We start from the raw sequence: 24,769 nt of genomic DNA, 5'->3' as shown, positions 1-24,769 counted from the left end.
GGGATGACGGCCGGCAGGTCGGGGGACATCTTTCAGTCGAAGCTCACTTTCCCCCGCCCCGCTTTCACCGCGGACCGGCCCTTCTTCGCATCTACTCTGCGCGCCTTGGCCGCCTTGCTCGGCTTGGTCTTGATCCGCTTCGCCTGGCGCTCATGCGCCTTGTCGATCAGGTCGGAGAGGCGCTGTCGGGCGTCGGTGCGGTTGGCGTCCTGGGTGCGGTATTGCCGCGCGGTGATCAGCAGCTCGCCCGCCGAGGTCATCCGCGTGCCGGCCAATTCCTTCAGCCGCTCATAGGCATAGGGCGACAGCCCCAGCCGGAACACGTCGACGCGCAACTGCACCGCGGTCGCCACCTTGTTGACGTTCTGCCCGCCGGGTCCCGTCGCGGCGAGGAACTTCTCCTCGATGATTGCCGCGTCGGGGATCTCAGCCATGTGCCGGTCGGCCGAAGCCGATATGGTGGAAGCGTGCGGGCAGCGGCGCGTCGCCGTGTACGTCCGGCTTGCCTGGGCGCGGCACGGTGATCGACTGGGCGTGGAGCATCAGCGCCGGGCCGCCGCGGCCATAGACGGGGTCGCCGACGATGGGGATGCCGATGCCTTCCAGCGCATGGACGCGGATCTGGTGGGTGCGGCCGGTTTCGGGATAGAAGGCGACCAGCGCGCGGCCGTCATGCACTTCCATCCGCTTCCAGCGGGTGCGCGCGGACTTGCCCTTGGGATCATGGGTCATCCGCCAACCCTCTTCGATCGTCGAGACCTTGCCGAGCGGCAGGTCGATCTCGCCGCTTTCCTGCGCAGGCACGCCGTCGAGGATCGCGACATAGCGCTTGGTGACCTGACCGGCCTCGAAGGCTTGGCCGAAGCGCTTCATCGCCTTGGGATTGCGCGCGAGCAGCAGGCAGCCGCTGGTGTCGCGATCGAGCCGGTGGACGGGAACCGGCAGACGCTCGAAGCCGAAGGTCAGCTGGTCGAGCAGGTCCTCCAGGCTTTCGCTGCGGTCGCGCGGGCGATCGACGGGGAGACCCGCCGGCTTGTCGATGATCAGCGCTTCGCCGTCGATGAAGAGTACCCGGTCCTTGAACATGCGCGGGATATAGCGATCGGCGCGCAATTCGCGAGCCCCGAAACGAAAACGGCCGGAGCAGGGGGAGCTCCGGCCGTCGTCATGCGCGGCGCGATACGCTACGCGCGCGCGCTTCGGGGGTTAGGCCTTCAGCTTGGCCGCGGTCTCGGCGATGCGGCGGCCCTGGTAGCGGGCGCCGTCCAGCTCCGCTGCGCTCGGCAGGCGGCTGCCGTCGCCATCGGCGATCGTGGTCGCGCCGTAGGGCGAGCCGCCCTTCACTTCGTCCACGCCGCCCTGGCCCTGATAGCCATAGTCGAGGCCGACGATGGTCATGCCGAAGTGCAGCAGGTTGGTGATGATCGAGAACAGCGTGGTCTCGTTGCCGCCATGCTGCGAGGCGGTCGAGGTGAAGGCGCCGCCGACCTTGCCGTTCAGCTGGCCCTGGAACCACACGCCGCCGGCCTTGTCCCAGAATGCCGCCATCTGGCTGGCCATGCGGCCGAAACGGGTGGGGCTGCCGACGATGATGCCGTCATACTGGGCGAGCTGGTTGACGTCGTCGAGCACCGGGTGGCTCTCGTCGACGCGGAAACCGGCGGCCTGGGCGACTTCGAACGGCGCGGTCTCGGCGACGCGGCGGACGTCGACGGTGGCACCGGCGCTGCGGGCGCCTTCGGCGACGGCGTCGGCCATCTGCGCGATGTGGCCGTAGGACGAATAGTAGAGAACGAGGATCTTGGTCATGGCACTGTTCCTGTCTTGAAAGGGACGGGAGGCCTGCCGCCCCCCGGGGAAAAGCTTATTCGGCGTCGACGAGGACGATCTCGGCGTCCTCGATCGCGGTGATCGTCACGGTCTGGCCGCCGGCAAGGGCTGCACCATCGCGGGCGTCGACGCGATCACCATCAAGGTTGATCGAACCAACCGCGGGTACAAGATACGCATGGCGACCCTCACCTACGGTATAGGGTACGCTTTCGCCTGCCTTCAGCGTCGCACCCAGCACGCGGGCGTCGGCGCGGATCGGCAGTGCGTCCTTGTCGTCCGCGAAGCCGGACGCCAGCGTGACGAAGCGGCCCGAGCGATCGCCCTTGGGGAAGGGCTTGGCGCCCCAGCTCGGCTGGCCGCCGGCCTCGCGCGGCAGGATCCAGATCTGGAAGATCCGGGTCGTTTCCGGCTCGAGGTTGTATTCGGCGTGGCGCACGCCGGTGCCCGCGCTCATCACCTGCACGTCGCCCGCCTCGGTGCGGCCCTTGTTGCCCATCGAGTCCTGGTGGGTGATCGCACCCGAGCGGACATAGGTGATGATTTCCATGTTCTGGTGCGGATGCGGCGGGAAGCCCGAATTGGGGGCGATCTCGTCGTCGTTCCACACCCGAAGCGCGCCCCAGCCCATGCGGGACGGATCGTAATAGTCGGCGAAGCTGAAGTGGTGCTTGGCCTTGAGCCAGCCGTGATCGGCGCCGCCCAGGCTTTCGAAACTGCGTTTGTCGATCATCGCTGATCTCCCATGTGTTGCCGCCAAGATAGGGATTGGCATCAGCGCGTAAACGGAAACGTTGGAAACTGATCGTTTCGTGATATGGCTTTGGCCGAGCAGGAGAGGCAGGGATGAAGCTACCGGATTTCGAGGCCTGGGCGGTGTTTGCCAGCGTGGTGGAGCATCGTTCGTTCAGCGGCGCGGCACTGGCGCTGGGGGTCTCCAAGGCGACCGTCTCCAAGGCGATCACCCGGCTGGAGGAGCGGCTGGGCACCGCGCTGTTCCACCGCACTTCGCGGCGGCTGACGCTTACCGACAGCGGCCAGCAGCTCGCCGAACATGCCCAGCGCATCCTGGACGATGGCCAGTCGGCCGAGGAAGCCGCGTTCGAAAGCGCCAGCGCGCCCTCCGGCGTGGTGCGGCTGGCGGCGCCGCTGACCTTCGGGTCGCGACATCTTTCCGATCTGCTCGCCGAATTCATGATCGCGCATCCGCAGATCAAGGTGGAGCTGACGCTCTCCGACGCGTTCGTCGATATCGTCGGCGAGGGGATCGACGTCGCGATCCGCATCGCCGAGCTGCCCGACAGCTCGCTGCGCGCGCGGCGGCTGGGGCCGGTGAACATCCATGTCGTCGCCGCGCCCAGCTATTTCGAGCGCGCCGGTCGCCCCCAGCATCCCGCGGACCTCGCCCGCCATGCCTGCTTCATCTACACCAACACCGCGACGCCGGGTGTGTGGCGCTTCAAGAAGGCGGGCGGCGAGGAGGCCGCGGTGCGCGTCGAGGGACCGCTGCGCACGGACAATGGCGAGGCGATGCTGCCGGCGCTCCGGGCCGGGCTGGGGGTTGCGCGCTTGCCGGGCTTCCTGGTCGATGCGGAGATCGCGGCTGGGCGGCTGGAGACCGTGCTGACCGATTGGGTCGCGGGGGCGGTGGGGCTCCACCTCGTCACCCCGCCGGGATCGCGCCGGCCGGTGCGGGTGGAGGCGCTGATCGAGTTTCTGACGGAGCGCTTGCGCAGCATCTGCGTTCGGCACGCGTGAAACGACTCGTTCCCGATGATGCCGATGCGCGGTTCATCCGCCGCGTCCTGATCCTGCTCACCGTCGGCGCGGTGGTGGTGGCGCTGGTGCGCGCCGCCGATCTGCTGATCCTGACTTTCGGTGCAGTGCTCGGCGCGGTGGTGATCCGCGCCATCGCCGATCGCTACGCCCAGCTCGGCGTGCCGAAGCGCTGGTCGGTGGTAAGCGCGATGCTCACCGTGCTGGCAGCGATCGGTTTCCTCGTCTGGCTGTTCGCAGTGCAGTTCGGCCCGCAGGTCGAGGCGCTGGTCCGATCGATCCCGCAGCTGGTCACGCGGCTCAAGGCGTGGGCGCAGGAAAGCCCGGTGGCGGCCAAGCTCTACGACGCCGCCGAGGCGGCCTTTGCCGGTTCGCGAGTCGCGCGCGATGCCAGCGGCTTTGCGCTGGGCTCGTTCGAGCTGTTTCTCAATGCGCTGCTACTGCTGGTCGGCGCGCTGTTCATGGCGGCCGATCCTGGCGTTTATATCCGCGGACTGCTGCTGCTCGTACCCAAGGGCAACACCCGCGACGCCTTTGCCGACGCGCTGGCGGACGTAGGCACCACGCTGCGGCTGTGGCTACGCACCCAGCTGATCCTGATGACCAGCATGGGCCTGCTGGTCGGGGTAGGGCTATGGATCGCGGGCGTGCCGTCGCCTGCCGCGCTGGGGCTGCTGGCGGGCCTCAGCGAGTTCATCCCCTATGTCGGCCCCACCGCGGCGATGCTGCCGGCGCTGGGCCTTGCCGCCACCGGTGGTTCGGGGGCGCTGATCGGCTGCCTGCTGGTGTTCGCCGGTGTGCGAATCGTCCAGACCAACTTCCTCACGCCTTTCGTGCAGAGCCGGGTGATCGCCATCCCGCCTGCGGTGACCCTCTTCGCGATCATCGGAATCGGATTCGTCTTCGGATTGTTCGGCCTGTTCTTCTCCGCCGCGCTGCTGGTGGTGATCTTCACCCTCGTGCGCAGCCTCTATCTGCGCGAGGTTCTGGGCGAGGAAATCGACGTGCGGCCGACGGTTTCGGGAGATACGTCCGAACCCGATGCGTAGATTCCCCGGGGCTTGCGGAACCTCCCGACTTACGAGAAATTAACCTTTCGGCTTCATTGACGCTTAGGTTAATGAAGCGTCCAGCGCGTCGGGCATCGGGGCTACGTCGTGTGGTGTGGACAGGGGAACCGGCAATGCGCGTGCTGCTGATCGAAGACGAGCCTAGCACAGCCAAGGCGATCGAACTGATCCTTTCGGGCGAAGGGTTCAACGTCTACACGACCGACCTCGGTGAGGAAGGTTTGGACCTCGCCAAGCTGTATGACTACGACATCATCCTGCTCGACCTGAACCTGCCGGACATGCACGGCTATGACGTGCTGAAGAAGGTCCGCACCGCGCGGGTGCAGACCCCGGTGCTGATCCTCTCGGGCATCAGCGAGATGGATTCGAAGGTGCGCTCGTTCGGCTTCGGCGCCGACGATTACGTCACCAAGCCGTTCCATCGCGAAGAGCTGGTCGCCCGCATCCACGCCGTGGTGCGCCGCTCGAAGGGCCATTCGCAGTCGGTCATCCGCACCGGCAAGCTGGCGGTGAACCTGGATGCCAAGACCGTCGAGGTCGACGGTGCCCGCGTCCACCTGACCGGCAAGGAATATGCGATGCTGGAGCTGCTCTCGCTCCGCAAGGGCACCACGCTGACCAAGGAGATGTTCCTCAACCATCTCTATGGCGGCATGGACGAGCCCGAACTCAAGATCATCGACGTCTTCATCTGCAAGCTGCGCAAGAAGCTCAGCATGGCATGCGAGGGCGACAACTATATCGAGACCGTCTGGGGCCGCGGCTATGTGCTGCGCGAGCCGGACGAGGGCATGCAGGCGGACACCCAGGTCGCCTGATTTTCCCGAGATCACGCAGGGGCAGGGCCGTCGTCACCTCCGGGTGGCGGCGGCCTTTTCGTTTCGGGGCTGGCGGGGGAACGGCGGATCGGCCACGCTGATCGGATGACGATGCCAACCGAGCGACCTGCCGTGCCAAAAGGCTTCAGCATTTCCGCGCGCCTGAAGAGCTTCCGCTACGCGATTCGAGGGCTGCGCGTGCTGGTGCGCGAGGAGCATAATGCGCGGGTGCATCTGGCGGCTTCGCTTTGTGCGGTGGCAGCCGGTGCTGCCTTGCAGTTGTCGGCTGCCGAATGGCGTTGGCTCGTCCTGGCAATCGCGCTGGTCTGGCTGGCCGAGGCCTTCAATACAGCGATCGAGGATCTTTGCGACCGGATCTGCCCGGACTTCGACCCCGCGATCGGCCGGATCAAGGATTTGGCGGCGGGCGGGGTGCTGGTGGCGTCGCTCGCGGCTGCGGCGATCGGGCTGCTGACGCTGGGACCGCCGTTGTTGCGGGTGCTGACGTAAAATAGCCCCTCCCCTTCAGGGGAGGGGTTGGGGTGGGGGATGACCGACAAGCGTGGGGATGCGCTCCCAGTTCAGGCCCCACCCCCAACCCCTCCCCTGAAGGGGAGGGGCTTTTTGCTTGCTTCACCCGCGGCGGGTCGCCGCATGGTGTTCCGCGCGGGCGAGCAGCGCCAGCAAGTCCTCCCGGCTGACGTCGAACGCCTCGCCGGCCTCTTCCAACGCCGCATCGATATCCTCCGGCAGCAACCCCGGCGCGGGCGGGGCGGGCTGCACGCGGTGCGGGTAGCTGTGCCCGGTGAAGCGGTGGACGAGCAGCCCGCACAGCGCCAGCAGCACGGCGTTCACGCCGATCGGCACCAGCACGAAGCCAAGCCCCTTCGCCAGCACGGCGGGTGCGAGGACGGGCAGCAACACGGTGCCGCCGCCCGGCGGATGCAGGCTGCGGGTCAGCGACATGACAAGGATCGCCAGTCCTACCGCGACTCCCGCCGCGAGCGCACCATGCCCAAGCCACCACGCCACCGCCAGCCCGACCAGCGCCGAAATCCCGTTCCCCCCGATCACCCGCCAAGGCTGCGCCAGCGGGCTGGACGGTACCGCGAACACCAGCACCGCCGACGCGCCGATCGGTGCCGCGAGCAGGATCGCGGTGGTCGTATCGAAGCCGGCCAGCGCCGAAACCCAAGCCGTCACCCCGATCCCGATCGCGCCGCCCAGCGCGGCGCCGATCCGGTCGCGCCACTGCGCGCCGGCCATGACCAGCCGGACCATCAGTTCAGGGCTTCGCCCCCCAGGCGCGGCGGCCGCCAACCCAGGTCTCGACCACCTTGGTGCCGCGCAGTTCGGCCGGCGAGACGGTCAGGGGATCGCGGTCGAGGATCAGGAAGTCGGCCCACAGACCCGGTGCCAGCCGCCCGATCTTGTCGTCGGCGAAGCCGGCATAGGCCGCGCCGATGGTGAAGCCCGCCCAGCCTTCCTCACGGGTCAGCTTCTCCTCAGGGCGCCACCCGCCCGGCGGATTGCCCTGCGCGTCCTGTCGGGTGAAGCTTGCCGCCCAGCCCGCCCAGGGATCGGGGCTCTCGACCGGATAGTCCGAACCGAACGCCAGGTGCGTCCCGTCGCGCAGCATTGTCTTCCAGGCATAGGCCCCGGCGAGCCGGTCAGGCCCCAGCCGCGCCTCGGCCATCGTCCGGTCGCTGGTCTGGTGGACCGGCTGCATCGAGGCGATCGCGCCCAGCTTGGCGAAGCGCGGCAGGTCCTTGGGATCGATGATTTGGGCATGCTCGATCCGCCAGCGGCGATCGCCCTTGTAGGTCTCGGACAGGATCTCGATCGCGTCGAGCACCTGCTGGTTCGCACGGTCGCCGATCGCGTGGACGGCGAGCTGGAAATTGTCCATCGCGCCGCGCGCCATCAGATTGAGCAGCTGGTCGTCGGTGAGGAAGCCCAGCCCCTTGTTGCCCGGCGCGTCGCTATACTCGGCCTTGAGCCACGCCCCGCGCGAGCCGAGCGCGCCATCGGCATAGAGCTTGATGCCGCCCATCCGCAGCCGGTCGCCATAGAGCCAGGGCGTCGGCCCGGCGCCCGCGACGCGCAGCGCGGTGTCGACGCCGTGGGCATAGCTCAGGATGCGGAGGTGGAGCTGGCCGATATCGGCCATGCCGCGCATCGTCTCCCAATCGTCGACCGTCGTGCCCATGTCTGCGGTGGCGGTGATGCCGAGCGAGAGCAGCTTCTGCTGGGCCGCGAGGAACGCGGCGTTGCGCTCGCGCGGGGTCGGCTGCGGCACGACCTTGGCGACCAGCTCGGTCGCGGCGTCGACCAGCACGCCGGTGGGCTTGCCGCTCGCGTCGCGCTCGATCCGGCCGCCGGCGGGGTCCTTGGTCGCAGCGGTGACGCCCGCCAGTTCCAGCGCCTTGCTGTTGGCCCAGCCGGCATGGCCGTCGACGCGCTCCAGCCATACCGGGCGGTCGCTCACCGCGCGGTCGAGATCGGCGGCGGTGGGGAAGCGGCCGAGCTTCCAGGCCTCCTGGTTCCAGCCGCGGCCGAGCACCCATTTCGCGCGGCTCTTGCCCGCATAGTCGCCGATGCGCGCCAGAGCGTCGTCGAGGCTGGTGGTGGCGGACAGGTCGAGCTGGAGCTGCTGGAAGCCGAGGCCCATGAAATGGCCATGCGCGTCGATCATGCCCGGCACGATCGTCGCCCCCTTCAGGTCGAGCCGCCAAACCAGCTTCTTGGGCCGCTTCTGCCCCTTGGCGTAGACCGCGACGACCTTGCCATAGGGATCGATCTGCAGCGCCTCGAAGCGCACCACCGCGCCCTTGGCGTCGAGCGTGATGCCGTTGACATTGTCAACGATTCCATCGGCCTGGGCGGCGGGCGCAAGCAGCAGGGCGGTGGCGGCGGCAAGCCGCTTGAGGCGCGTGAACATGGGTGCGGGCATAGGGCCTGTTCCCCTGCCGCGCCAGATGGTCTAGGCGGGAAGCCTATGGCTACCAAAGCAGCACCAGCGCCCGCATCGCTCCCCGTGTCCATCGCCGATGTTCGTGCGGCGGCGGAGCGAATTTCGGGCGCGGTGGTGCGCACGCCGACGCTGCACAGCCGCACGCTTTCGCAGCTGACCGGCGCGAACGTGTACCTGAAGTTCGAGAACCTCCAGTTCACCGCCGCCTACAAGGAGCGCGGCGCGCTCAACACGCTGCTGCAACTGGATGCCGAAGCGCGGTCCAAGGGCGTCATCGCCGCCTCGGCCGGCAACCATGCGCAGGGCCTGGCCTATCACGCGACCCGGCTGGGCATCCCCAGCACGATCGTGATGCCCAAGAACACGCCGATCGTGAAGGTGACGCAGACCGAAGGACACGGCGCCAATGTCGTGCTCCACGGCGAGACTTTCGACGCCGCCTACCAGCATTCCCGCGAGCTCGAGGCGGAGCGCGGCTTCACCTTCATCCACCCATTCGACGATCCGCGGGTGATCGCGGGGCAAGGCACCGCGACGCTGGAATTGCTCGAGGACGTGCCGGGGATCGACACGCTGGTCGTGCCGATCGGCGGCGGCGGGCTGATCTCGGGCGCGGCGGTGGTCGCCAAGGCGCAGGACCGGCCGATCGAGGTGCTGGGCGTCCAGGCCGAGCTCTATCCCTCGATGTACAACCGCGTGCACCATACCGAGATGCCGTGCGCTGGCGACACGCTCGCCGAGGGTATCGCGGTGAAATATCCCGGCACCATCACCGCCAAGATCGTCGAGGCGCTGGTCGACGACATCGTGCTGGTCGGCGAGCGCCGGCTGGAGGAGGCGGTGAGCCTGCTGCTGCAGATCGAGAAGACGGTGGTCGAAGGGGCAGGGGCCGCGGGCCTGGCGGCGCTGCTGTCCGAGCCCGAGCGCTTCAAGGGCAAGACCGTCGGCACCATCCTGTGCGGCGGCAATATCGACACGCGGCTGCTGGCGAACGTGCTGCTGCGCGACCTCGCCCGCTCGGGTCGCCTCGCGCGCCTGCGCATCCGCCTGCAGGACCGCCCCGGCGCGCTGTTCCATGTCGCGCGGATCTTCCACGAGCAGGGCGTCAACATCATCGAGGTGTATCACCAGCGCGTGTTCACCTCGCTGCCCGCCAAGGGCCTGGTCACCGACATCGAGTGCGAGACGCGCGATCGCAACCATCTCGACCGGCTGATCACCGCGCTGCGCCGGGCGCAGTACGAAGTGAGCATGGTCGAGTCCGCCTGATGCGTACGCTGTTCTCGACCCTGCTCTACCAGCAGCCGCTGGGCGACGCCGCGCTGGTCGCCGATCTCGAAGCCTCGTGCCTGCAGCTTGCCGAGGACGATAGCGCCGGGCGCCGCTGGTGCCGCGAAAATCATTATCGCGGCTATACCAGCTATGCCTCGCTCGACGACCTGCCGATCCGCGATCCGGCCTTTGGCGATCTGAAGCGGCTGCTCGACAAGCATGTCGCGAAGTTCGCCGAGGCGTGCGCGTTCGATCTCGCCGGGCGCAAGCTCAAGCTCGACAGCCTGTGGGTCAACGTGCTCGACGGCAAGGGCGGGCACGGCGCGCACATCCACCCGCACAGCGTCGTCTCGGGCACCGTCTATGTGGCGCTGCCGCACGGTGCGCGCGGGCTCAAGCTCGAGGACCCTAGGCTCGCGATGATGATGGCCGCGCCCACCCGGCGGCCCGATGCGCCGGAATCGCTCCAGCCCTTCATCGAGGTGGTGCCGGAGGTCGGCACGGTGCTGCTCTGGGAAAGCTGGCTCCGCCACGAAGTCCCGCCGGGGGCGGCGAAGGACAAGCGGATCAGCGTCAGCTTCAACTATCGCTGGTAACGCTGTCCAGCGACGCGACCTGCATAACCGACCGCGCGGGCTTGGCGGGATGGAACGAAGCGGCGTGCGAAACGAACGCCACGCAGGTGCCGAGCGCGGCACCGATCAACAGACAACGCGAAATAGCCATGGACGGACTCCTCAAATCACACAGGATCCACAGTCCATTATAGTGAAGACCGCGCTTACCATGGTGCCTCCCGCGCTTTTACGGAGCCCGCAGGTGACGGCCGGGCGGATCGCGCCTATGTTGCGGGCCAATGGCTAAGAACAGAACAAGCGCAGGGTTGCCGACGCGGCAGCAGATTCTCGATTTCATCGCATCCTCGGACACGCCCGCTGGCAAGCGCGAGATCGCCAAGGCCTTCGGGCTGAGCGCGCAGGACAAGATCCTGCTCAAGGCGCTCCTGAAGGACATGAGCGACGAGGGGCTGATCGACGTCGCCCCCGGCCGTGCCTTCCACAAGATGGGCGGGCTGCCCAAGGTTACCGTGCTGCGCATCACCGATGCGGACGGCGACACCACCTGGGCGGTGCCCGAGCGCTGGGAGGCCGAGCATGTCCCGGCACCCCGGCTGCGCGTCCGCGAGATGCGCGGCAAGCGCTCGGCGTTGGGGGTGGGCGACCGCATCCTCGCGCGCACCGAAGAGGCCGGCAACGGCTGGATCGCGCATCCGATGAAGACGCTCGCCCGCGGCGAGGAACTGATGCTCGGCGTGCTCCACGAGGAGGGCGGCAAGCTCTGGCTGCAGGGCGTCGAGAAGAAGGAGCGGCGCAGCTGGCCGGTCTCTGACGCCGGCGGCGCCGAGCCCGGCGACCTGGTGCTGGCCGAGAAGGCCGGTCGCCCGCCGCGGATCACCGCGCGGGTGGTCGAGCGGCTGGGCGATCCGTTCGCGCCGCGCAGCTTCTCGCTGATCGCGATCCACCGCCACGGCATCCCCAACGTCTTTTCCGAGGAGCTGCTGGAGGAGGCGGAGCGCGTCGCCAGGCAGCCGCTGGGCGAGGGGCGGGAGGATCTGCGGCATTTGCCGATCGTCGCGATCGACCCCGCCGATGCGCGCGACCATGACGATGCCGTCTGGGCGACGCCCGACGACGATCCCGCCAACGAGGGCGGCTGGAAGGCGATCGTCGCGATCGCCGACGTGTCCTTCTACGTCCGCCCGGGGTCGGAGCTGGATCGCGAGGCGCGCAAGCGGGGCAATTCGGTCTATTTCCCCGATCGCGTCGTGCCGATGCTGCCCGAGGTGCTGTCGGCGGACGTCTGCTCGCTGAAGGAAGACGTGGATCGTGCCGCGCTCGCCTGCCATCTGCAGGTGACGAAGGGCGGGGCGCTCAAGAGCTGGCGGTTTACGCGGGCGGTAGTGCGGCTGGCGGCCAACATTGCGTATGAAGATGCGCAGGCGGCGATCAATGGTACGCTGGATAAGCCCCTCCCCTTCAGGGGAGGGGTTGGGGTGGGGAACTCCGCCCCCGGCGAAGGACACGCGGATCGGCCGTCCCCCACCCCCAACCGCTCCCCTGAAGGGGAGGGGCTTTTGGAGGCCCTCCGTCCGCTCTGGGACTGCTGGCACGCGCTCAACGCCGCGCGCGAGAAACGCGAGCCGCTGGACCTCGATCTGCCCGAGCGCCGCATCGTGCTCGACGAGAAGGGCCGCATCCTCTCGGTCGCACCGCGCGAGCGGCTCGATGCGCACAAGCTGATCGAGGATTACATGATCGCCGCCAACGTCGCCGCCGCCAAGGCGCTGGAGGCGAAGAAGACGCCGGTGATGTACCGCATCCACGAGCCGCCGGCGCGCGAGAAGCTCGCCGCGCTCAAGGAATATCTCAAGACCTTCGAGATCGAGTTCGCGCTGGGCCAGGTGGTCCGCCCGGCCACCTTCAACCGCATCCTCGATCGCGTCGGCGAAGAGGAGTTCCGGCCGCAGGTGATGGAGCAGGTGCTGCGTACCCAAACCCAGGCCTATTACGGCCCCGAGAATGTCGGCCATTTCGGCCTGGCGCTCGGCTCCTATGCCCATTTCACCTCGCCGATCCGTCGCTATGCGGACCTGGTCGTGCACCGCGCGCTGGTCGATGCCTATCGGCTCGGGCCGGGCGGGCTTACGCCTGAGGAAGCCGGCAGCATGGATCGGATCGGCCAGTCGATCAGCCAGCTCGAACGTCGCGCGATGGAGGCCGAGCGCGAGACGATCGACCGCTACGTCGCTGCCTATCTCGCCGCGCATGTCGGCGAAGTGATGGAAGCGCGGATCACGGGCGTGCAGAATTTCGGCTTCTTCGCGACCGTCGAGGGCGTGGGTGGCGACGGACTGGTCGCGGCGCGCGACCTTGGCGCCGAATATTTCCATTTCGACGAAGCGGGCAAGCGGCTGGTCGGCGAGCATAGCGGCGAGGAATTCACCCTCGGCCAGCGGATCGAGCTGCGACTGGTGGAGGCGAACCCCGTCTCCGGCGCGCTGCGCTTCGAGCTTCCCGACGGAAAGGGATCGGCGGGCGGTCCGCAGCGGACCGGCCGGCCGGGCAAGGGCGCGCCCAAGCGGGTGATCCACCGCCGCGGCCGCCCGAGCAACATCCGCCACAACGGGCGCAAGCGCTAGGACGAGGCGCTGCCGGGTCCGCCGTCTGGCAGCGCTGTCCAAATTCCGTGCAAAGCCGGAACGGCCGCGCTACAAGCTGTCGCAAAGAGCATGTTGCAATGCCGAAGTGACGTTTGTCAGCGAGGGAGTGAGAATGGCCGGCCGTCCGACGATCAAGGAAGTCTCGAAGATCGCCGGCGTGTCGTTCAAGACCGTCTCCCGCGTGCTCAACAACGAAAAACATGTCAGCGAAGAGACGCGGCGGCGCGTAGAGGAAGTGGTGGCGCAGCTCAACTTCCGGCCGAGCCATGCCGCGCGGACGCTGGCCGGGCGGCGCTCGTTCCAGGTGGCGCTGCTCTACGACAATCCCAGCCCCTATTACGTCTTTCACATCCAGTCGGGGGCGATGGAGCGGTGCCATGAGCTTGGCTATCGCCTGCTGATGCAGCCGATCGACAGCAACGCGCCCGACATGGTGCCCGATGTGCTGGCGCTGGTCGACGAGGCGCATCTGGACGGCGTGATCCTCTCGCCGCCGCTTACCGAGATGCCCGAGCTGATCGAGGCGCTGGACAAGCGAAAGCTGCCCTATGTCCGGATCGCACCCGGGCTGCGCAAGGATCACGGGCTGGCGACGACGATGGACGACGTGGCGGCGGCGCGCGAGATCACGCGGCACCTGCTCCAGCTCGGCCATCGCCAGATTGCCTTCGTGCGCGGCCCCGAAAGCCATGTCTCCTCGGCGGATCGCCTTGCCGGTTATCGGCAGGAACTGGAGGCGCACGGAATCGCCTTCGATCCCGCGCTGGTGATCGCCGGTGACTATAGCTTCGCCTCCGGCGGTGCGGCGGCGCGGGCGCTGTTCGGGCACAGTCCCCGGCCGACCGCGATCTTCGCCGGTAACGACGACATGGCTGCTGGCGCGCTCGCGGCGGCGCATGAGGCGGACATCGCAGTGCCCGATGCGCTGTCGATCGCAGGGTTCGACGATTCGGATCTGGCGCGTGCAGTGTGGCCGCCGCTCACCACCATCCGCCAGCCGGTGCGCGAACTCGCTTATGCCGCGGCGGACCTGATGCTGGCAGGGACCGCGGTGACCCCGCAGGTGATGCTGGAGCACGAACTGATGGTGCGCGCCACGACTGGCCCCGTACCGAAGGACTGATTTTTCTTCAAAGCGTTAGCGTATCCTCCCCCGCCAGGGGGAGGTGGCGCGCGACGCGCGACGGAGGGGGGAGGATGCCAGACCCTCTCGGCCGTCGTGCTTCCTCCCCCTCCGAGCTGCTGCGCGGCCCACCTCGCCCTGGCGGGGGAGGAAACAATTTTCGTCGGCGGGCGCCACGCGGAGCCATCCCGCGCCGGGACGCCGTTAACCATGCTTGCCACTGGTCGAAATCGTAAACGGCGCGTTAACCTTGCGCCATGCAGCAGCCGTTCGCCCTACGCGGCACCCGCCGCCATCCGTTCCGCCGCCACGTGCGGCAGGTGATCGCGCGCCAGCGCAAGGCGAGCGAGGACGGCGACGTTAAGCTCTTCGCGCTGAGCTTCACTGCCTTCTTCGTCTGCTTCTACACCTTCCTGCTGTAACCGCCCCTCAGACCTCGGCCGCGTCGCGCCCGCGCGGCACATCGCCTTCCTTGTGCAGCCTGCGCGCGCACCAGGCCGAGGCCAGCGCCAGCACGGCGACTACCCACAGCGCATCCTCGACGTTGACGCCCGGGATGCGGGTGAAGCCGAAGATGCCCACCGACCCCAGCACCATCGCGCCCGAATTGACGACGTTGTTCGCCGCCACCGTCCGCGCGGTCTGCGATTTTTCGACGGTGGTGGTCAGGAAGGCGTAGAGCGGCACGACGAACATGCCGCCGGTGGTTGCGATCATGATCAGGTCGCCCAGCGCATGCCAGGCCGCCGGCATCCGGACGAAGTCCATCGTCTTGAGCAGCGGGCCGTCGTGCACCGGCCAATAACGGGCGGTGAAGTGGAAATCGATGACGAACACGGTCATCGCCAGCACCGAGGGCACGCAGTAGCGCGCGGAGACATTGCCCTTGAGCAGCTTGTTGATGATCACCGATCCGATCGCGATGCCGATCGAGAAGATGCCGAGGAACACGCTCGCCACGTCCTTCTGCGCGTGGAACACGTTCTTGACGAGCGGCGGGAACAGCACGCCGAGCACCGCGGCGATCGACCAGAACACGCTGATCGAGAGGATCGCGAGGAACAGCCGGCGAATGTGCATCGTCGCCGAGATCAGCCGGGCCGAGGCGCGGAAGATGTTGAGGTCGATCTCCAAATGCGTCAGTGGCGGCGCGGGCGGGATCTGGAGCGAGGCGAGCCAGCCGACCAGCGCCACGCCAATCACCGCGAAGGCGGCGGCATGCGCGCTGATCAGTCCGCCGGCAATGGTGCCGCAAAGGATCGCGACATAGGTGCCGGCCTCGATCATACCGGTGCCGCCCAGCACGTCGTCCTCGGCCAGGTGCTGCGGCAGCACGGCGTATTTGATCGGCCCGAAGAAGGTGGAGTGCACCCCCATGCCGACCAGCGCCACGAGCATCAGCGGCAGGCTCTTGAGGAAGATCCCCGCGGCGCCGACCAGCATGATGCCGACCTCGGCCGCCTTGATGATCCGCATGATCTTGGCCTTGTCATGCGTATCGGCGAGCTGGCCGGCCAGTGCCGAGAAGAGGAAGAAGGGCAGGATGAAGATGCCGGTGGCGATCGCGCTGAACCGCGTCTCTTCCTCCACCGAGTTGAAAATCTGGTAGGTCGCGAAAAAGATCATCGCGTTCTTGAAGAGGTTGTCGTTGAACGCTCCCAGGAACTGCGTGATGAATAGGGGCAGGAAGCGGCGCTCCTTCATCAGCCCGAGCGCACCGATCATTCGATAATAGCTCCCCTCGCTGCGGTGTTCCGCACGGTGAGGGGGCGGCATACCGGGGGGCGGGCGCGGCTTCAATCGATTAATCGGAAGGAGGTGGAGGGCAGGTGGAGAACGCGTTGAGAGATGTGGCGATCGAGCCGGTGGCGGTGCCGCCGGGGCTGGCCCGGCTGGTCGGCGGGCGGCGCTGGTTCCGCGATCAGGTCGGCCAGTCGGGCTGCGCTGTCTATCGGCTCGCGCGGGAGGGCGAGGACGACCTTTATCTGAAGATGGCGGGGGCGGAGACGCTGTCGGATCTGGTAGACGAGATGGCGCGGTTGCGCTGGCTCGCGGACTATCTGCCGGTGCCGCCACTGCACGGCTTCGGGCTGGAGGCAGGCACCGGCTGGATGCTCACCGGCCGCCGGCCGGGACGCACCGCCTATCAGCTGCTTGAGGAGGATCCTGCCGCCGCGCCCGCGCTAGCAGGATCGCTGGCGCGGTTCCTGCTGCGGCTGCACGCGATCCCCGTCGAGCGCTGTCCGTTCAACGCCGACCATAGGCTCCGGCTCGCGGCGGCGAAGGATCGGATGGAAGCCGGGCTGGTCGAGGAAGAAGAATTCGACGCGGCGCGGCGGGGCAAGTCGGCGGGAGACGTGTGGGACGAGATGCTCGCCGCCATTCCGCCCGCGTTCGACCGGGCGGTGACGCATGGCGACTTCTCGCTCGACAATCTGCTCGTGGTGCAGGGCGAGGTGACCGGCTGCATCGATCTGGGACGGGTGGGGATCGCCGACCCATGGCAGGATCTCGCGATCCTCTGGCACAGCCTGAAGGAATTCGGCGAGGCGGCCGCCGAGGCGATGCTCCAAGCCTATGGAATTGCACTCGATCCGGCCAAGCTCGACTTCCATCTCCGGCTCGACGAATTCTTCTGACGGCCCGGACCTTTGACCCTCCCGCTGCGCCGAAGCCGGTGCTAGGGCTTTGCCGATGTTGACGTTGCCGAACATTCTCACCCTGTCGCGCATCTTCATGGTGCCGCTGCTGGTGGGATTCCTGTGGTGGCCACATTGGACGCCCGGATATGCGATCGCCTTCGCGCTCTATTGCCTGATGGGCATCACCGATTATTTCGACGGTTATCTGGCGCGCGCGCAGGGGACGGTGTCGAAGCTCGGCGTGTTCCTCGATCCGATCGCCGACAAGATCATGGTCGCGGCGGTGATCCTGATCCTGGTGGGCAAGGGCGTGATCGCCGACTGGCACGTCATCGCGGCACTGGTGATCCTGCTGCGTGAGATCGCGGTTTCGGGGCTGCGCGAGTTTCTGGGCGGCATCCAGGTCTCGGTGCCGGTCTCCCGTCTCGCCAAGTGGAAGACGACGCTGCAACTGGTGTCGCTGGGCGCACTCATCCTTTCGGGCGCGGTGCCGGACTGGGGCTGGGTGATGGTGGTGGGACTCACCACCTTGTGGGGCGCGGCGGTGCTGACGGCGATCACCGGCTGGGACTATCTCCGCGTCGGCTTGAGCCATATGGACAGCTGATGACCATTTCGATGCTCTACTTCGCCTGGGTGCGCGAGCGGATCGGCACCGGCGAGGAACAGGTCGACCCGCCCGAGGCGGTGCGCAACGTCGCCGACCTGATCGACTGGCTGTCGCAGCAGAGCGACGGCCATGCCGCCGCCTTTGCCGAGCCGGCAAAGCTCCGCGCTGCGATCGACCAGCGGTTCGTGCCGCTGGATGCGCTGCTGGGCAGTGCGCGCGAAGTCGCGATCTTCCCGCCGGTGACGGGCGGATGATCCGCGTCTCGGTCGATCCGGCGCCGATCGAGCTCGGCGTGGAAGTCGCGGCCCTGGAAGAGCGCGGCGCCGGCGGCGTCGCGACGTTCACCGGCGTGGTGCGCACCGACGACGGCGTCGAGGCGCTGGAGCTGGAGCATTATCCCGGCATGACCGAGGCGGCGCTCTGCGCGCTGGCCGAGGCGGCGATCGATCGCTGGAACCTGCTCGGCGTCACCATCGTCCACCGGGTCGGCCGGATGACCGCGGGCGAGCGGATCGTGTTCGTCGGCACGGCGGCGGCGCACCGGCGCGAGGCGCTGGAGGCGTGTGCGTATCTGATCGACCGGCTCAAGACCGACGCGCCGTTCTGGAAGCGGGAATGGCTGGCAGGCGGCACGCGCTGGGTGGAGCCGCGTGCCACCGATGCGGAGGCCGCCGCCGGCTGGGCGTAGCTGTACAGGATATTCCATGATATCTGTACAGCCATGACCAAGCCGATGAACCTCAACGTCCGAGTCTCCGGCCCCTTGAGCGACTTCGTTGCTCGAAACGTCGGCGAGGACGGGCTGTACGAGAATGTCAGCGAATATGTCCGCGACCTGATCCGTCGCGACAAGGAGCGGGTCGAGCGCGAGATGTTCGAGACGCTCAAGGCCGAGCTGCAGCGCGCTTTCGCGACGCCGGACGAGGACTATATCTACGTCACCGCCGACGAGGTTTTGGAACGCAACCGCGCACGGCGCGCCGCACGATGAGCGGCTTCTTCATCGAGCCTGCCGCCGACCGTCGGCTCGATGAGATTTACGAGTACACGGCCGATCAGTGGGGCGAGGACCAAGCGGACGCCTACATTCGCACGTTGTTCGAGCGATGTGGAGCGATTGCGGCCAAACGGGTTCCATGGCGCCCGCTACCGGCGGAATTCGGCGTTCCGCTATATTTCGCGCGAGCGGAGCACCACATCGTCTATTGGCGCGAGCGCTCGGACGGCGTGATCGGGATCGTCACCATCCTCCACGAGCGCATGCATCAGCTGGAGCAGCTCCGCGCCGTCTGGGAGCCCTAGGTACGCGCCGCGGTCAGCACGTCCGCGAGCAGGCGGAAATCCCGTTCGCGGGGGGACGCCTTGCGCCAGACCAGCGCGATGTGGCGCGAGGCATTGACCGAATCCAGCGGCCGCGCCTTGACCGAGGTGTGCTCCAGGATGCCGGCGTCCACCGCCATTTCCGGCAGCATCGTCACGCCGAGGCCGTTGTCGACCATCTGCACCATGGTGTGCAGCGAGGTGCCGAGCATCGTCGCCTCGGCGCGCATCTCCGGGCGGTTGCAGGCGGCGAGCGCATGGTCCTTCAGGCAGTGGCCGTCTTCCAGCATTAGCAGCCGGGTCTCGTCGATCGCGTTCGGATGGATCGCGCCATTGGGGTCCATCTCGCCCTCGCGAAAGGCGACGAACAGCCGGTCGTCGAACAGCGGAGCGCTTTCCACGTCGCCGCAGGAAAAGGGCAAAGCGAGCAGCACGCAGTCGGTGCGGCCATGGCTGAGCGCCTCGCAGGCCTGGCCGCTGGTCTCCTCGCGCAGATAGAGCTTGAGATCGGGATATTGCTCGCGCAGCCGCGGCAGGATGCGCGGCAGCAGGAAGGGCGCGATGGTGGGAATGACGCTCATCCGCATCTCGCCCGAGAGCGGACGGCCGGCGGCGCGGGCGAGGTCGCCCAGCTCGTCCGCCTCCCGCAGCACGCGGCGGGCCTTCTCGACGATCCGCTCGCCCAGCGGCGTGAAGCGCACCACCCGGCGGGTCCGCTCGACCAGCACGACGCCGATCAGCGTCTCCAGCTCGCGGATACCGGCGGAGAGGGTCGACTGGGTGACGAAGCACGCCTCCGCGGCGCGGCCGAAATGGCCGGCATCGTTGAGCGCCACCAGATATTGCAGCTGCTTCAGGGTAGGGAGGTAGGTTTGCGCCACTAATCGCCTCTCTCGATGGTCGAGCGGGTATATAGTGGCGTTTCCGAACATGGGAAGCGAATAGCCGCTCCCCCGAGCGCGCGAGGCAATCGGGGGAGCGCAGGGGCTCAGGCGGCAGCGGCCTGAAGTTCTTCTTCCGGCAAGCGGATCATATAGTCGAAGGCCGAGAGCGCCGCGGTCGAACCCGCGCCCATCGCGATCACGATCTGCTTGTACGGCACGGTGGTGCAGTCGCCCGCCGCGAAGATGCCGGGCTGGCTGGTCTCGCCGCGCGCGTCGATCTCGATCTCGCCGCGATTGGTGAGCGCCACCGCGTCCTTCAGCCATTCGGTGTTGGGCACCAGGCCGATCTGGACGAAGATGCCTTCCAGCGCGATGTCGTGCTCGGTGCCGGTATTGCGGTCCTTGTAGCTGAGGCCCGAGACCTTCTCGCCGTCGCCGATGACCTTGGTGGTCATCGCCGAGGTGAGGATCTTGACGTTGGGCAGGCTGGCGAGCTTGCGCTGCAGCACCGCGTCGGCGCGCAGCTGGCTGTCATACTCGATCAGCGTGACATGCGCGACGATGCCGGCCAGGTCGATCGCGGCCTCTACGCCCGAGTTGCCGCCGCCGATCACCGCAACGCGCTTGCCCTTGAACAGCGGGCCGTCGCAGTGCGGGCAATAGGCCACGCCCTTATTCTTGTACTCGTCCTCGCCGGGCACGTTCATCTGCCGCCAGCGTGCGCCGGTGGAGAGGATGATCGCCTTGGCCTTCAGGCTCGCGCCGTTTGCCAGCACAACCTCGTGCAGGCCGCCCTCGCGCTTCGCCGGGATCAGCTTCTCGGCGCGCTGCAGGTTCATGACGTCGACGTCATAGTCCTTCACATGCTGCTCGAGCTGGGCGACGAGCTTGGGGCCTTCGGTGTGCGAGACCGAGATGAAGTTCTCGATGCCCATCGTGTCGAGCACCTGGCCGCCGAAACGCTCCGCCGCGACACCGACGCGGATGCCCTTGCGCGCGGTATAGATCGCCGCCGCAGCCCCTGCAGGGCCGCCGCCGATGATCAGTACCTCGAACGGATCCTTCTGCTTGATCTTCTCGGCCGCGCGGGCTTCGGCGCCGGTGTCGATCTTGGCGACGATCTGCTCCAGGTCCATCCGGCCCGAGGCGAAGGGTTCGCCGTTCAGGTAGACGGTCGGCACGGCCATGACCTTGCGGCCTTCGACCTCTTCCTTGAACAGCGCGCCGTCGATCGCGACGTGGCGGATATTGGGGTTGAGCACCGCCATCAGGTTCAGTGCCTGCACCACGTCCGGGCAGTTCTGGCACGACAGCGAGAAATAGGTCTCGAAGCTGAACTCGCCCTCGATGTTGCGGACCTGCTCGATCAGCTCCTGCGCCGCCTTGCTGGGGTGACCGCCGACCTGGAGCAGCGCGAGCACCAGCGAGGTGAACTCGTGGCCCATCGGGATGCCGGCGAAGCGCACGCCGATATCGGTGCCCTTGCGGCGGATCATGAAGCTGGGCTTGCGCTTGTCGTCGGCGTGGACGAGGTCGATCTTGTCGGAAAGCGCGGCGATGGCCGCCAGCAGCTCGCCCAGCTCGCGCGACTTGGCGTCGTCGCCCAGGCTGGCAACGAGCTCGATCGGCTCGCGGATGTTCACGAGATAGCCCTTGAGCTGCTGCGTCAGAGTGGCGTCGAGCATAGGAAAACTCCTGTATCTTCTACTAAAACGACCCGGAGCGGAGGGGGTATCCGCTCCGGGTCGCAACCGGCGCCCGCAAGGGGGGCAGGGGCGGGCGCCGTATTCTTCGATCCTCCGAAGAGGATCGGTTGTTAGATCTTGCCGACCAGGTCGAGCGACGGCGCGAGGGTCTCGGCGCCTTCTTCCCACTTGGCGGGGCAGACTTCGCCCGGGTGGGCGGCGACATACTGTGCGGCCTTGATCTTGCGGAGCAGTTCCTGGGCGTTGCGGCCAACGCCTTCCGAAGTGACTTCCATGATCTGGATCACGCCGTCCGGGTCCACAACGAAGGTGCCGCGGTCCGCCAGGCCCTGGCCTGCACGCAGAACGTCGAAGTTGTTCGAGATCGTGTGGTTCTGGTCGCCGAGCATGTAATAGTTGATCTTGCCGATCGCGGGCGAGGTGTCGTGCCACGCCTTGTGGCTGAAGTGGGTGTCGGTCGAGACCGAGTAGACTTCAACGCCCATGCCCTGCAGGGTCGGGTAGATATCGGCGAGGTCTTCCAGCTCGGTCGGGCACACGAAGGTGAAGTCGGCCGGGTAGAAGAAGAAGACTGCCCACTTGCCCTTCACGTCGGCGTCGGTGACTTCGACGAACTTGCCTTCCTTGTAGGCCTGTGCGGTGAACGGCTTGATGGTGCTGCCGATAAGAGCCATGATTGTTGTTCCTCCAGAACGGGGGTTGCTGTTGCGAAGCCGGATATAGGCGGCCGCATCGGGTCTGTGAAATTGGAAGACCCGCTTGGGCTGATCGAGTATATCACTCAGTGGCGCAACATTAATCGAGTTGGTCGGCGAACGAGGAGGCTGCGATGGGGCGAGAAGCGACCGTCCGGGCGGAGGTCGGCAGCGAGGCGGGGGAGGTGAAGCTGCTGCTGGAAGCAGACGCGCTGATCCTGCGCGGCGCCATTCGCCGGCACTTCGCCCGATCGAGGCTTGAGTCGCTTCGCGTGGACTCGGGCTTGCTACGCTTCGACTGCGGCGGAGAGTCGGTGGCGCTGCATCTCGGCGAGTCTGCAGTGGCGAAGTGGATGGCGGCAATCCAGCAAGTTCCGCCGTCGCTCCGTGAAAAGCTCGGGCTGGCACGCGATCGAGCATATTGGGTCGGCCCACCCGCTACCGAACCCGAACTGATTGCGGCGATCGACGGCGCCTGCACCGCGTTTCCAGATGAGGCGGCGGTGCTCCTGGGCGTGGTTGAGCAGCCCGCCGATCTCGACGCGCTGATCGCCGCGCAGCCGCTGCCGACAAGGCTGCCTTTATGGGCGATCTATCCGAAGGGCAAAGCAGTGCCCTTCGGCGACGCGGCGGTCCGAGTTGCGCTGCGCGAGGCCGGCTATCGCGATACCAAGAGCTGCGCGGTATCGGCGCGGCTGACCGCGACGCGCTATCACCCGCGCGATTGAGCCCCCGCGGGCGCCGTCATGCGCGCCGGGGACGGGCGAAGCCGTTCGCCTACCCGCTTGCCGAAGCGCCATGCCGGGCGCTCGATCAGCAGATAGGTTGCCGCGGTGATCAGCACGATCAGCACCGCGAGCACCGGGATCAGCAGCGGCAGCGCTGCCACCGGCATCGCCTGCACGATCGGCGTCGCGTCGACGAAGAGGATGTTCAGCAGGATGCCGTGGAGCAGATAGATGCCGAAGGATACCTCCCCCACTACCGCAGCACCCGGCAGCGAGAAGATGCCGCCGAAGCGGTTTCCCGCCGCCACGCAGCAGAAGAAGAAGGCGAAGGGGAAGAAGGCCGGGGTAAGCCCATGGTCGAACAGCGTCAGGGCCGGGATCATCGCCAGCGTGGCGACGATCGCCGCGATCCGTGAGGCCAGCCAGCGCCGGACGGCATCGCGGCCGCAGAGCTCATAGGCCAGCATGCCCGCGGCGAAGAGCGGCCAGAAGGATAGCAGGCCCGGCGCGAAGTGCAGGAAATGGGCGACGATGCCCACCAGCAGTACGCCAACAGGCACTGTCCAGCTCGGCAGCTTCATCGCCTTGGCAAGCTGCAGCGCCAGCGCGGTACCGGGCAGCAGGATCAGGTAGAACAGCCATTCCTGCCAGAGCGACCAAAGCACGAGCGCGTTGACCAGCCCGCTATCGGCATAGCCCATGATCGGGACTTCGCGATGCGCGCTGATCCATTCCAGCGCGGCGCGGGGATAGCCGGCATCGAGCCGCGCGCCGGTCCGCAGCATGATCACCAGCGAGATGATCAGGAACGACACCGCTACGAGCGGCACGATGCGGAAGAAGCGGCCGATATAGACCTTCGGCCAGAAGACGTTGCCGATTCCCTTGAGCGCCGTGGGATAGAAGACCAGCCCGGTGATCATGAAGAACAGCGCCACGGCGCCCGCGCCGAGCTGGTTGACGATCGCCAGGTCCGCCGCCGACCAAGGTTGCCCGAACACGACGACATGCGTCCAGATCCAGAAATGATGGCTCAACACCGAAAGCGCCAGGAAACCGCGCAGACCGTCGATATTGCCGAAGCGCGGGCCCTTGGGGACCGGAAAGCCGAACCGCCGCAGCGCACCGCCGGTGAGCACCGCGGCAAGGAGCGAAAGGGGATAGAAGAGGAAGAAGTTGAACGTGAAGGGGTCGGCCGGAAGACTCACGTCGGTTTAACCTCTCATCGCGGCGATGTCGCTGCCTTGGGTATCATGCGAATCCCAGCTTTGCACGTCCGGTACGCGCGCAACCGGCTCAGGCGAGCGCGCGATAGAGGCTGAACGCGCTGGTCGCGGTGAGCACGATACCGACCAGGCTGAGGAGCAGCCGGGTCGGTATGCGCTTGGCGAACATCGCCCCGAACGGTGCCGCAACCACGCCGCCGATCAGCAGCCCCAATACCGGGTGCCAGAAATCGGGGGTGAAGCCCTGTGCGCCGATATGGAACAGGAAGGTCGCCGAAATGGTGAGCGTCAGGAAGAATTCGGTGGTGTTGACCGTGCCGATCGTCGTGCGCGGCTGCGCGCCCTGGACGAGCAGGTTGCTGGTCACCACCGGCCCCCAGCCACCGCCGCCCGCCGCATCGAGAAACCCGCCGGCGAGGCCCAGCGGCTCGACGATCTTCGGTTCGCGGTGGTGGGGGGCGAAGCGGATCGCGCGGAACAGCAGGTAGAGCCCGATCGCCGAGAGATAGGCCATCACGAACGGCCGCGTCACCGAGGCGTCGAGCGTGGTCAGCACATAGGCGCCGAGCACGCCGCCAATAATGCCCGGGATCAGCAGCCGCGCGAACAGCCGCCAGTTGACGTTGCGATGCAGGACGTGGCTGAGTCCCGAGACGCCGGTGGTCATCGTCTCGACCAGATGGACGCCGGCCGAGGCGGTGGCGGGCGCGATGCCCAGCACGCTCACCAGCAGCGTGCTCGAAATGACCCCGAAGGCCATGCCGAGGGCGCCGTCCACCAGCTGGGCGGCGAAACCGACGGCGACATAGGGCAGCATTTCGGCGAGCGTGATTCCGGCGAACATCCATGCCCCTGTTGCGGCGGTCGGCCTC

29 protein-coding genes are annotated in these 24,769 nt (G+C 67.2%); 16 read left to right on the top strand and 13 right to left on the bottom strand.

Annotated elements, in window-relative coordinates; genetic code table 11:
- Positions 1 to 32: 32 nt before the first annotated feature.
- The 4 genes from arfB to ABIC65_RS11215 form a co-directional block, all read right to left on the bottom strand.
- Positions 33 to 434: an alternative ribosome rescue aminoacyl-tRNA hydrolase ArfB gene (gene arfB, locus ABIC65_RS11230; RefSeq protein WP_093298655.1), complete on the bottom strand. Its 402-nt coding sequence runs from the start codon at positions 432 to 434 to the stop codon at positions 33 to 35.
- Positions 427 to 1,086 carry an RluA family pseudouridine synthase gene (locus ABIC65_RS11225; RefSeq protein WP_354308725.1) on the bottom strand — a complete coding sequence of 220 codons (660 nt, stop codon included), beginning with the start codon at positions 1,084 to 1,086 and terminating at the stop codon, positions 427 to 429. Before ABIC65_RS11225 ends, arfB begins: the two co-directional genes overlap by 8 nt.
- A 120-nt stretch (positions 1,087 to 1,206) precedes the next feature.
- Positions 1,207 to 1,809: an NAD(P)H:quinone oxidoreductase gene (wrbA, locus tag ABIC65_RS11220; RefSeq protein WP_354308724.1), complete on the bottom strand. Its 603-nt coding sequence runs from the start codon at positions 1,807 to 1,809 to the stop codon at positions 1,207 to 1,209.
- Between the two features lie 55 nt (positions 1,810 to 1,864).
- Positions 1,865 to 2,563, bottom strand: a complete 699-nt coding sequence (locus ABIC65_RS11215) for a pirin family protein (RefSeq protein WP_354308723.1) — start codon at positions 2,561 to 2,563, stop codon at positions 1,865 to 1,867.
- A gap of 113 nt (positions 2,564 to 2,676) precedes the next feature.
- Here ABIC65_RS11215 and ABIC65_RS11210 point away from each other — a divergent pair, with 113 nt between their 5' ends.
- The 4 genes from ABIC65_RS11210 to ABIC65_RS11195 all read left to right on the top strand — a co-directional run bounded on the left by ABIC65_RS11210 (position 2,677) and on the right by ABIC65_RS11195 (position 6,007).
- Positions 2,677 to 3,588: a LysR family transcriptional regulator gene (locus tag ABIC65_RS11210; protein ID WP_354308722.1), complete on the top strand. Its 912-nt coding sequence runs from the start codon at positions 2,677 to 2,679 to the stop codon at positions 3,586 to 3,588.
- A complete protein-coding gene (locus tag ABIC65_RS11205) occupies positions 3,585 to 4,655 on the top strand; it encodes an AI-2E family transporter (RefSeq protein ID WP_354308720.1) in 1,071 nt (356 codons plus the stop codon). Before ABIC65_RS11210 ends, ABIC65_RS11205 begins: the two co-directional genes overlap by 4 nt.
- A gap of 134 nt (positions 4,656 to 4,789) precedes the next feature.
- Positions 4,790 to 5,497 (top strand): response regulator transcription factor CtrA, encoded by a 708-nt coding sequence (ctrA, locus tag ABIC65_RS11200; RefSeq protein ID WP_093298664.1) that lies wholly within the window; start codon positions 4,790 to 4,792, stop codon positions 5,495 to 5,497.
- 105 nt (positions 5,498 to 5,602) lie between these two features.
- The gene (locus ABIC65_RS11195) at positions 5,603 to 6,007 is read left to right on the top strand and encodes a diacylglycerol kinase family protein (RefSeq protein ID WP_354308719.1); all 405 of its coding nucleotides are present in this window, start codon (positions 5,603 to 5,605) and stop codon (positions 6,005 to 6,007) included.
- Between the two features lie 123 nt (positions 6,008 to 6,130).
- On the opposite strand, the gene ABIC65_RS11190 is transcribed toward ABIC65_RS11195, so the two are convergent.
- Positions 6,131 to 6,778, bottom strand: coding sequence for an HPP family protein (locus tag ABIC65_RS11190; RefSeq protein ID WP_354308717.1), 648 nt, complete (start codon positions 6,776 to 6,778; stop codon positions 6,131 to 6,133).
- 4 nt (positions 6,779 to 6,782) lie between these two features.
- Positions 6,783 to 8,438, bottom strand: a complete 1,656-nt coding sequence (locus ABIC65_RS11185) for an amidohydrolase (RefSeq protein ID WP_354308716.1) — start codon at positions 8,436 to 8,438, stop codon at positions 6,783 to 6,785.
- A 57-nt stretch (positions 8,439 to 8,495) separates the two neighbouring features.
- Between ABIC65_RS11185 and ABIC65_RS11180 the strand changes: the two genes are divergently transcribed.
- Together ABIC65_RS11180 and ABIC65_RS11175 are read left to right on the top strand one after the other, a co-directional pair.
- On the top strand, positions 8,496 to 9,740 hold the full coding sequence (locus ABIC65_RS11180; RefSeq protein WP_354308715.1) for a threonine ammonia-lyase: 1,245 nt from the start codon (positions 8,496 to 8,498) through the stop codon (positions 9,738 to 9,740).
- Positions 9,740 to 10,339, top strand: a complete 600-nt coding sequence (locus ABIC65_RS11175; RefSeq protein ID WP_354308714.1) for a TIGR02466 family protein — start codon at positions 9,740 to 9,742, stop codon at positions 10,337 to 10,339. The genes ABIC65_RS11180 and ABIC65_RS11175 overlap by 1 nt, the downstream gene beginning before the upstream one ends.
- Here the strand turns inward: ABIC65_RS11175 and ABIC65_RS11170 are convergent.
- The gene (locus tag ABIC65_RS11170; protein WP_354308713.1) at positions 10,323 to 10,469 is read right to left on the bottom strand and encodes a hypothetical protein; all 147 of its coding nucleotides are present in this window, start codon (positions 10,467 to 10,469) and stop codon (positions 10,323 to 10,325) included. The two genes, ABIC65_RS11175 and ABIC65_RS11170, sit on opposite strands and share 17 nt — an antisense overlap.
- Before the next feature lie 130 nt (positions 10,470 to 10,599).
- Between ABIC65_RS11170 and ABIC65_RS11165 the strand changes: the two genes are divergently transcribed.
- From ABIC65_RS11165 to ABIC65_RS11155, 3 genes are all read left to right on the top strand, one after another.
- Positions 10,600 to 12,942, top strand: a complete 2,343-nt coding sequence (locus ABIC65_RS11165; protein WP_354308711.1) for a ribonuclease R family protein — start codon at positions 10,600 to 10,602, stop codon at positions 12,940 to 12,942.
- Positions 12,943 to 13,075: 133 nt separating this feature from the next.
- A complete protein-coding gene (locus tag ABIC65_RS11160) occupies positions 13,076 to 14,086 on the top strand; it encodes a LacI family DNA-binding transcriptional regulator (protein ID WP_354308710.1) in 1,011 nt (336 codons plus the stop codon).
- A gap of 257 nt (positions 14,087 to 14,343) precedes the next feature.
- Positions 14,344 to 14,508 (top strand): hypothetical protein, encoded by a 165-nt coding sequence (locus tag ABIC65_RS11155; RefSeq protein ID WP_185742933.1) that lies wholly within the window; start codon positions 14,344 to 14,346, stop codon positions 14,506 to 14,508.
- A gap of 7 nt (positions 14,509 to 14,515) precedes the next feature.
- Here the strand turns inward: ABIC65_RS11155 and ABIC65_RS11150 are convergent, their stop codons facing one another.
- On the bottom strand, positions 14,516 to 15,811 hold the full coding sequence (locus ABIC65_RS11150) for an MFS transporter (RefSeq protein WP_354308708.1): 1,296 nt from the start codon (positions 15,809 to 15,811) through the stop codon (positions 14,516 to 14,518).
- Positions 15,812 to 15,915: 104 nt separating this feature from the next.
- Between ABIC65_RS11150 and ABIC65_RS11145 the strand changes: the two genes are divergently transcribed.
- The 6 genes from ABIC65_RS11145 to ABIC65_RS11120 are packed head-to-tail and all read left to right on the top strand — an operon-like array spanning position 15,916 to position 18,640.
- Complete coding sequence (locus tag ABIC65_RS11145; RefSeq protein WP_354308707.1) at positions 15,916 to 16,725, top strand: APH(3') family aminoglycoside O-phosphotransferase; 810 nt, start codon at positions 15,916 to 15,918, stop codon at positions 16,723 to 16,725.
- A 55-nt stretch (positions 16,726 to 16,780) separates the two neighbouring features.
- The gene (pgsA, locus tag ABIC65_RS11140; RefSeq protein WP_354308706.1) at positions 16,781 to 17,335 is read left to right on the top strand and encodes a CDP-diacylglycerol--glycerol-3-phosphate 3-phosphatidyltransferase; all 555 of its coding nucleotides are present in this window, start codon (positions 16,781 to 16,783) and stop codon (positions 17,333 to 17,335) included.
- Positions 17,335 to 17,592, top strand: coding sequence for a molybdopterin converting factor subunit 1 (gene moaD, locus ABIC65_RS11135; RefSeq protein ID WP_354308704.1), 258 nt, complete (start codon positions 17,335 to 17,337; stop codon positions 17,590 to 17,592). Before pgsA ends, moaD begins: the two co-directional genes overlap by 1 nt.
- Complete coding sequence (locus ABIC65_RS11130) at positions 17,589 to 18,026, top strand: molybdenum cofactor biosynthesis protein MoaE (protein ID WP_354308703.1); 438 nt, start codon at positions 17,589 to 17,591, stop codon at positions 18,024 to 18,026. The genes moaD and ABIC65_RS11130 overlap by 4 nt, the downstream gene beginning before the upstream one ends.
- Before the next feature lie 33 nt (positions 18,027 to 18,059).
- The gene (locus ABIC65_RS11125) at positions 18,060 to 18,329 is read left to right on the top strand and encodes a ribbon-helix-helix domain-containing protein (RefSeq protein WP_354308702.1); all 270 of its coding nucleotides are present in this window, start codon (positions 18,060 to 18,062) and stop codon (positions 18,327 to 18,329) included.
- A complete protein-coding gene (locus tag ABIC65_RS11120; RefSeq protein WP_354308701.1) occupies positions 18,326 to 18,640 on the top strand; it encodes a type II toxin-antitoxin system RelE/ParE family toxin in 315 nt (104 codons plus the stop codon). The genes ABIC65_RS11125 and ABIC65_RS11120 overlap by 4 nt, the downstream gene beginning before the upstream one ends.
- Here ABIC65_RS11120 and ABIC65_RS11115 read toward each other — a convergent pair.
- The 3 genes from ABIC65_RS11115 to ahpC form a co-directional block, all read right to left on the bottom strand.
- Positions 18,637 to 19,590: a hydrogen peroxide-inducible genes activator gene (locus tag ABIC65_RS11115; protein ID WP_436286729.1), complete on the bottom strand. Its 954-nt coding sequence runs from the start codon at positions 19,588 to 19,590 to the stop codon at positions 18,637 to 18,639. The two genes, ABIC65_RS11120 and ABIC65_RS11115, sit on opposite strands and share 4 nt — an antisense overlap.
- Positions 19,591 to 19,646: 56 nt before the next feature.
- Complete coding sequence (gene ahpF, locus ABIC65_RS11110) at positions 19,647 to 21,227, bottom strand: alkyl hydroperoxide reductase subunit F (RefSeq protein WP_354308697.1); 1,581 nt, start codon at positions 21,225 to 21,227, stop codon at positions 19,647 to 19,649.
- 131 nt (positions 21,228 to 21,358) lie between these two features.
- The gene (gene ahpC, locus ABIC65_RS11105; RefSeq protein WP_066722263.1) at positions 21,359 to 21,922 is read right to left on the bottom strand and encodes an alkyl hydroperoxide reductase subunit C; all 564 of its coding nucleotides are present in this window, start codon (positions 21,920 to 21,922) and stop codon (positions 21,359 to 21,361) included.
- 206 nt (positions 21,923 to 22,128) lie between these two features.
- Between ahpC and ABIC65_RS11100 the strand changes: the two genes are divergently transcribed.
- Positions 22,129 to 22,671 (top strand): hypothetical protein, encoded by a 543-nt coding sequence (locus tag ABIC65_RS11100; protein WP_354308696.1) that lies wholly within the window; start codon positions 22,129 to 22,131, stop codon positions 22,669 to 22,671.
- Here the strand turns inward: ABIC65_RS11100 and ABIC65_RS11095 are convergent.
- Together ABIC65_RS11095 and ABIC65_RS11090 are read right to left on the bottom strand one after the other, a co-directional pair.
- On the bottom strand, positions 22,656 to 23,879 hold the full coding sequence (locus ABIC65_RS11095) for an acyltransferase family protein (RefSeq protein ID WP_354308695.1): 1,224 nt from the start codon (positions 23,877 to 23,879) through the stop codon (positions 22,656 to 22,658). The two genes, ABIC65_RS11100 and ABIC65_RS11095, sit on opposite strands and share 16 nt — an antisense overlap.
- Positions 23,880 to 23,967: 88 nt before the next feature.
- On the bottom strand, positions 23,968 to 24,741 hold the full coding sequence (locus tag ABIC65_RS11090; protein WP_354308694.1) for a sulfite exporter TauE/SafE family protein: 774 nt from the start codon (positions 24,739 to 24,741) through the stop codon (positions 23,968 to 23,970).
- Between the last annotated feature and the right edge of the window lie 28 nt (positions 24,742 to 24,769).

Origin of the sequence: Sphingomonas trueperi, from assembly GCF_040545665.1 — a bacterium.
Lineage (GTDB): Bacteria > Pseudomonadota > Alphaproteobacteria > Sphingomonadales > Sphingomonadaceae > Sphingomonas > Sphingomonas trueperi_B.
The sequence above is the reverse complement of the archived record's forward strand: the minus strand, read 5'-3'. Positions and strand labels throughout refer to the sequence as shown.

Coding starts and splice junctions, on each gene's coding strand:
- ABIC65_RS11180 (WP_354308715.1), top strand. CDS start 8,496: ATGGCTACCAAAGCAGCACCAGCGCCCGCATCGCTCCCCGTGTCCATC.
- ABIC65_RS11150 (WP_354308708.1), bottom strand. CDS start 15,811: ATGATCGGTGCGCTCGGGCTGATGAAGGAGCGCCGCTTCCTGCCCCTA.
- ahpC (WP_066722263.1), bottom strand. CDS start 21,922: ATGGCTCTTATCGGCAGCACCATCAAGCCGTTCACCGCACAGGCCTAC.
- ABIC65_RS11170 (WP_354308713.1), bottom strand. CDS start 10,469: ATGGCTATTTCGCGTTGTCTGTTGATCGGTGCCGCGCTCGGCACCTGC.
- ABIC65_RS11175 (WP_354308714.1), top strand. CDS start 9,740: ATGCGTACGCTGTTCTCGACCCTGCTCTACCAGCAGCCGCTGGGCGAC.
- ABIC65_RS11185 (WP_354308716.1), bottom strand. CDS start 8,438: ATGTTCACGCGCCTCAAGCGGCTTGCCGCCGCCACCGCCCTGCTGCTT.
- ahpF (WP_354308697.1), bottom strand. CDS start 21,227: ATGCTCGACGCCACTCTGACGCAGCAGCTCAAGGGCTATCTCGTGAAC.
- ABIC65_RS11130 (WP_354308703.1), top strand. CDS start 17,589: ATGATCCGCGTCTCGGTCGATCCGGCGCCGATCGAGCTCGGCGTGGAA.
- ABIC65_RS11160 (WP_354308710.1), top strand. CDS start 13,076: ATGGCCGGCCGTCCGACGATCAAGGAAGTCTCGAAGATCGCCGGCGTG.
- ABIC65_RS11195 (WP_354308719.1), top strand. CDS start 5,603: ATGACGATGCCAACCGAGCGACCTGCCGTGCCAAAAGGCTTCAGCATT.
- ABIC65_RS11225 (WP_354308725.1), bottom strand. CDS start 1,086: ATGTTCAAGGACCGGGTACTCTTCATCGACGGCGAAGCGCTGATCATC.
- wrbA (WP_354308724.1), bottom strand. CDS start 1,809: ATGACCAAGATCCTCGTTCTCTACTATTCGTCCTACGGCCACATCGCG.
- ABIC65_RS11165 (WP_354308711.1), top strand. CDS start 10,600: ATGGCTAAGAACAGAACAAGCGCAGGGTTGCCGACGCGGCAGCAGATT.
- ABIC65_RS11215 (WP_354308723.1), bottom strand. CDS start 2,563: ATGATCGACAAACGCAGTTTCGAAAGCCTGGGCGGCGCCGATCACGGC.
- ABIC65_RS11125 (WP_354308702.1), top strand. CDS start 18,060: ATGACCAAGCCGATGAACCTCAACGTCCGAGTCTCCGGCCCCTTGAGC.
- ABIC65_RS11210 (WP_354308722.1), top strand. CDS start 2,677: ATGAAGCTACCGGATTTCGAGGCCTGGGCGGTGTTTGCCAGCGTGGTG.
- ABIC65_RS11190 (WP_354308717.1), bottom strand. CDS start 6,778: ATGGTCCGGCTGGTCATGGCCGGCGCGCAGTGGCGCGACCGGATCGGC.
- ABIC65_RS11155 (WP_185742933.1), top strand. CDS start 14,344: ATGCAGCAGCCGTTCGCCCTACGCGGCACCCGCCGCCATCCGTTCCGC.
- arfB (WP_093298655.1), bottom strand. CDS start 434: ATGGCTGAGATCCCCGACGCGGCAATCATCGAGGAGAAGTTCCTCGCC.
- moaD (WP_354308704.1), top strand. CDS start 17,335: ATGACCATTTCGATGCTCTACTTCGCCTGGGTGCGCGAGCGGATCGGC.
- ABIC65_RS11120 (WP_354308701.1), top strand. CDS start 18,326: ATGAGCGGCTTCTTCATCGAGCCTGCCGCCGACCGTCGGCTCGATGAG.
- ABIC65_RS11090 (WP_354308694.1), bottom strand. CDS start 24,741: ATGTTCGCCGGAATCACGCTCGCCGAAATGCTGCCCTATGTCGCCGTC.
- ABIC65_RS11115 (WP_436286729.1), bottom strand. CDS start 19,590: ATGTTCGGAAACGCCACTATATACCCGCTCGACCATCGAGAGAGGCGA.
- ctrA (WP_093298664.1), top strand. CDS start 4,790: ATGCGCGTGCTGCTGATCGAAGACGAGCCTAGCACAGCCAAGGCGATC.
- pgsA (WP_354308706.1), top strand. CDS start 16,781: ATGTTGACGTTGCCGAACATTCTCACCCTGTCGCGCATCTTCATGGTG.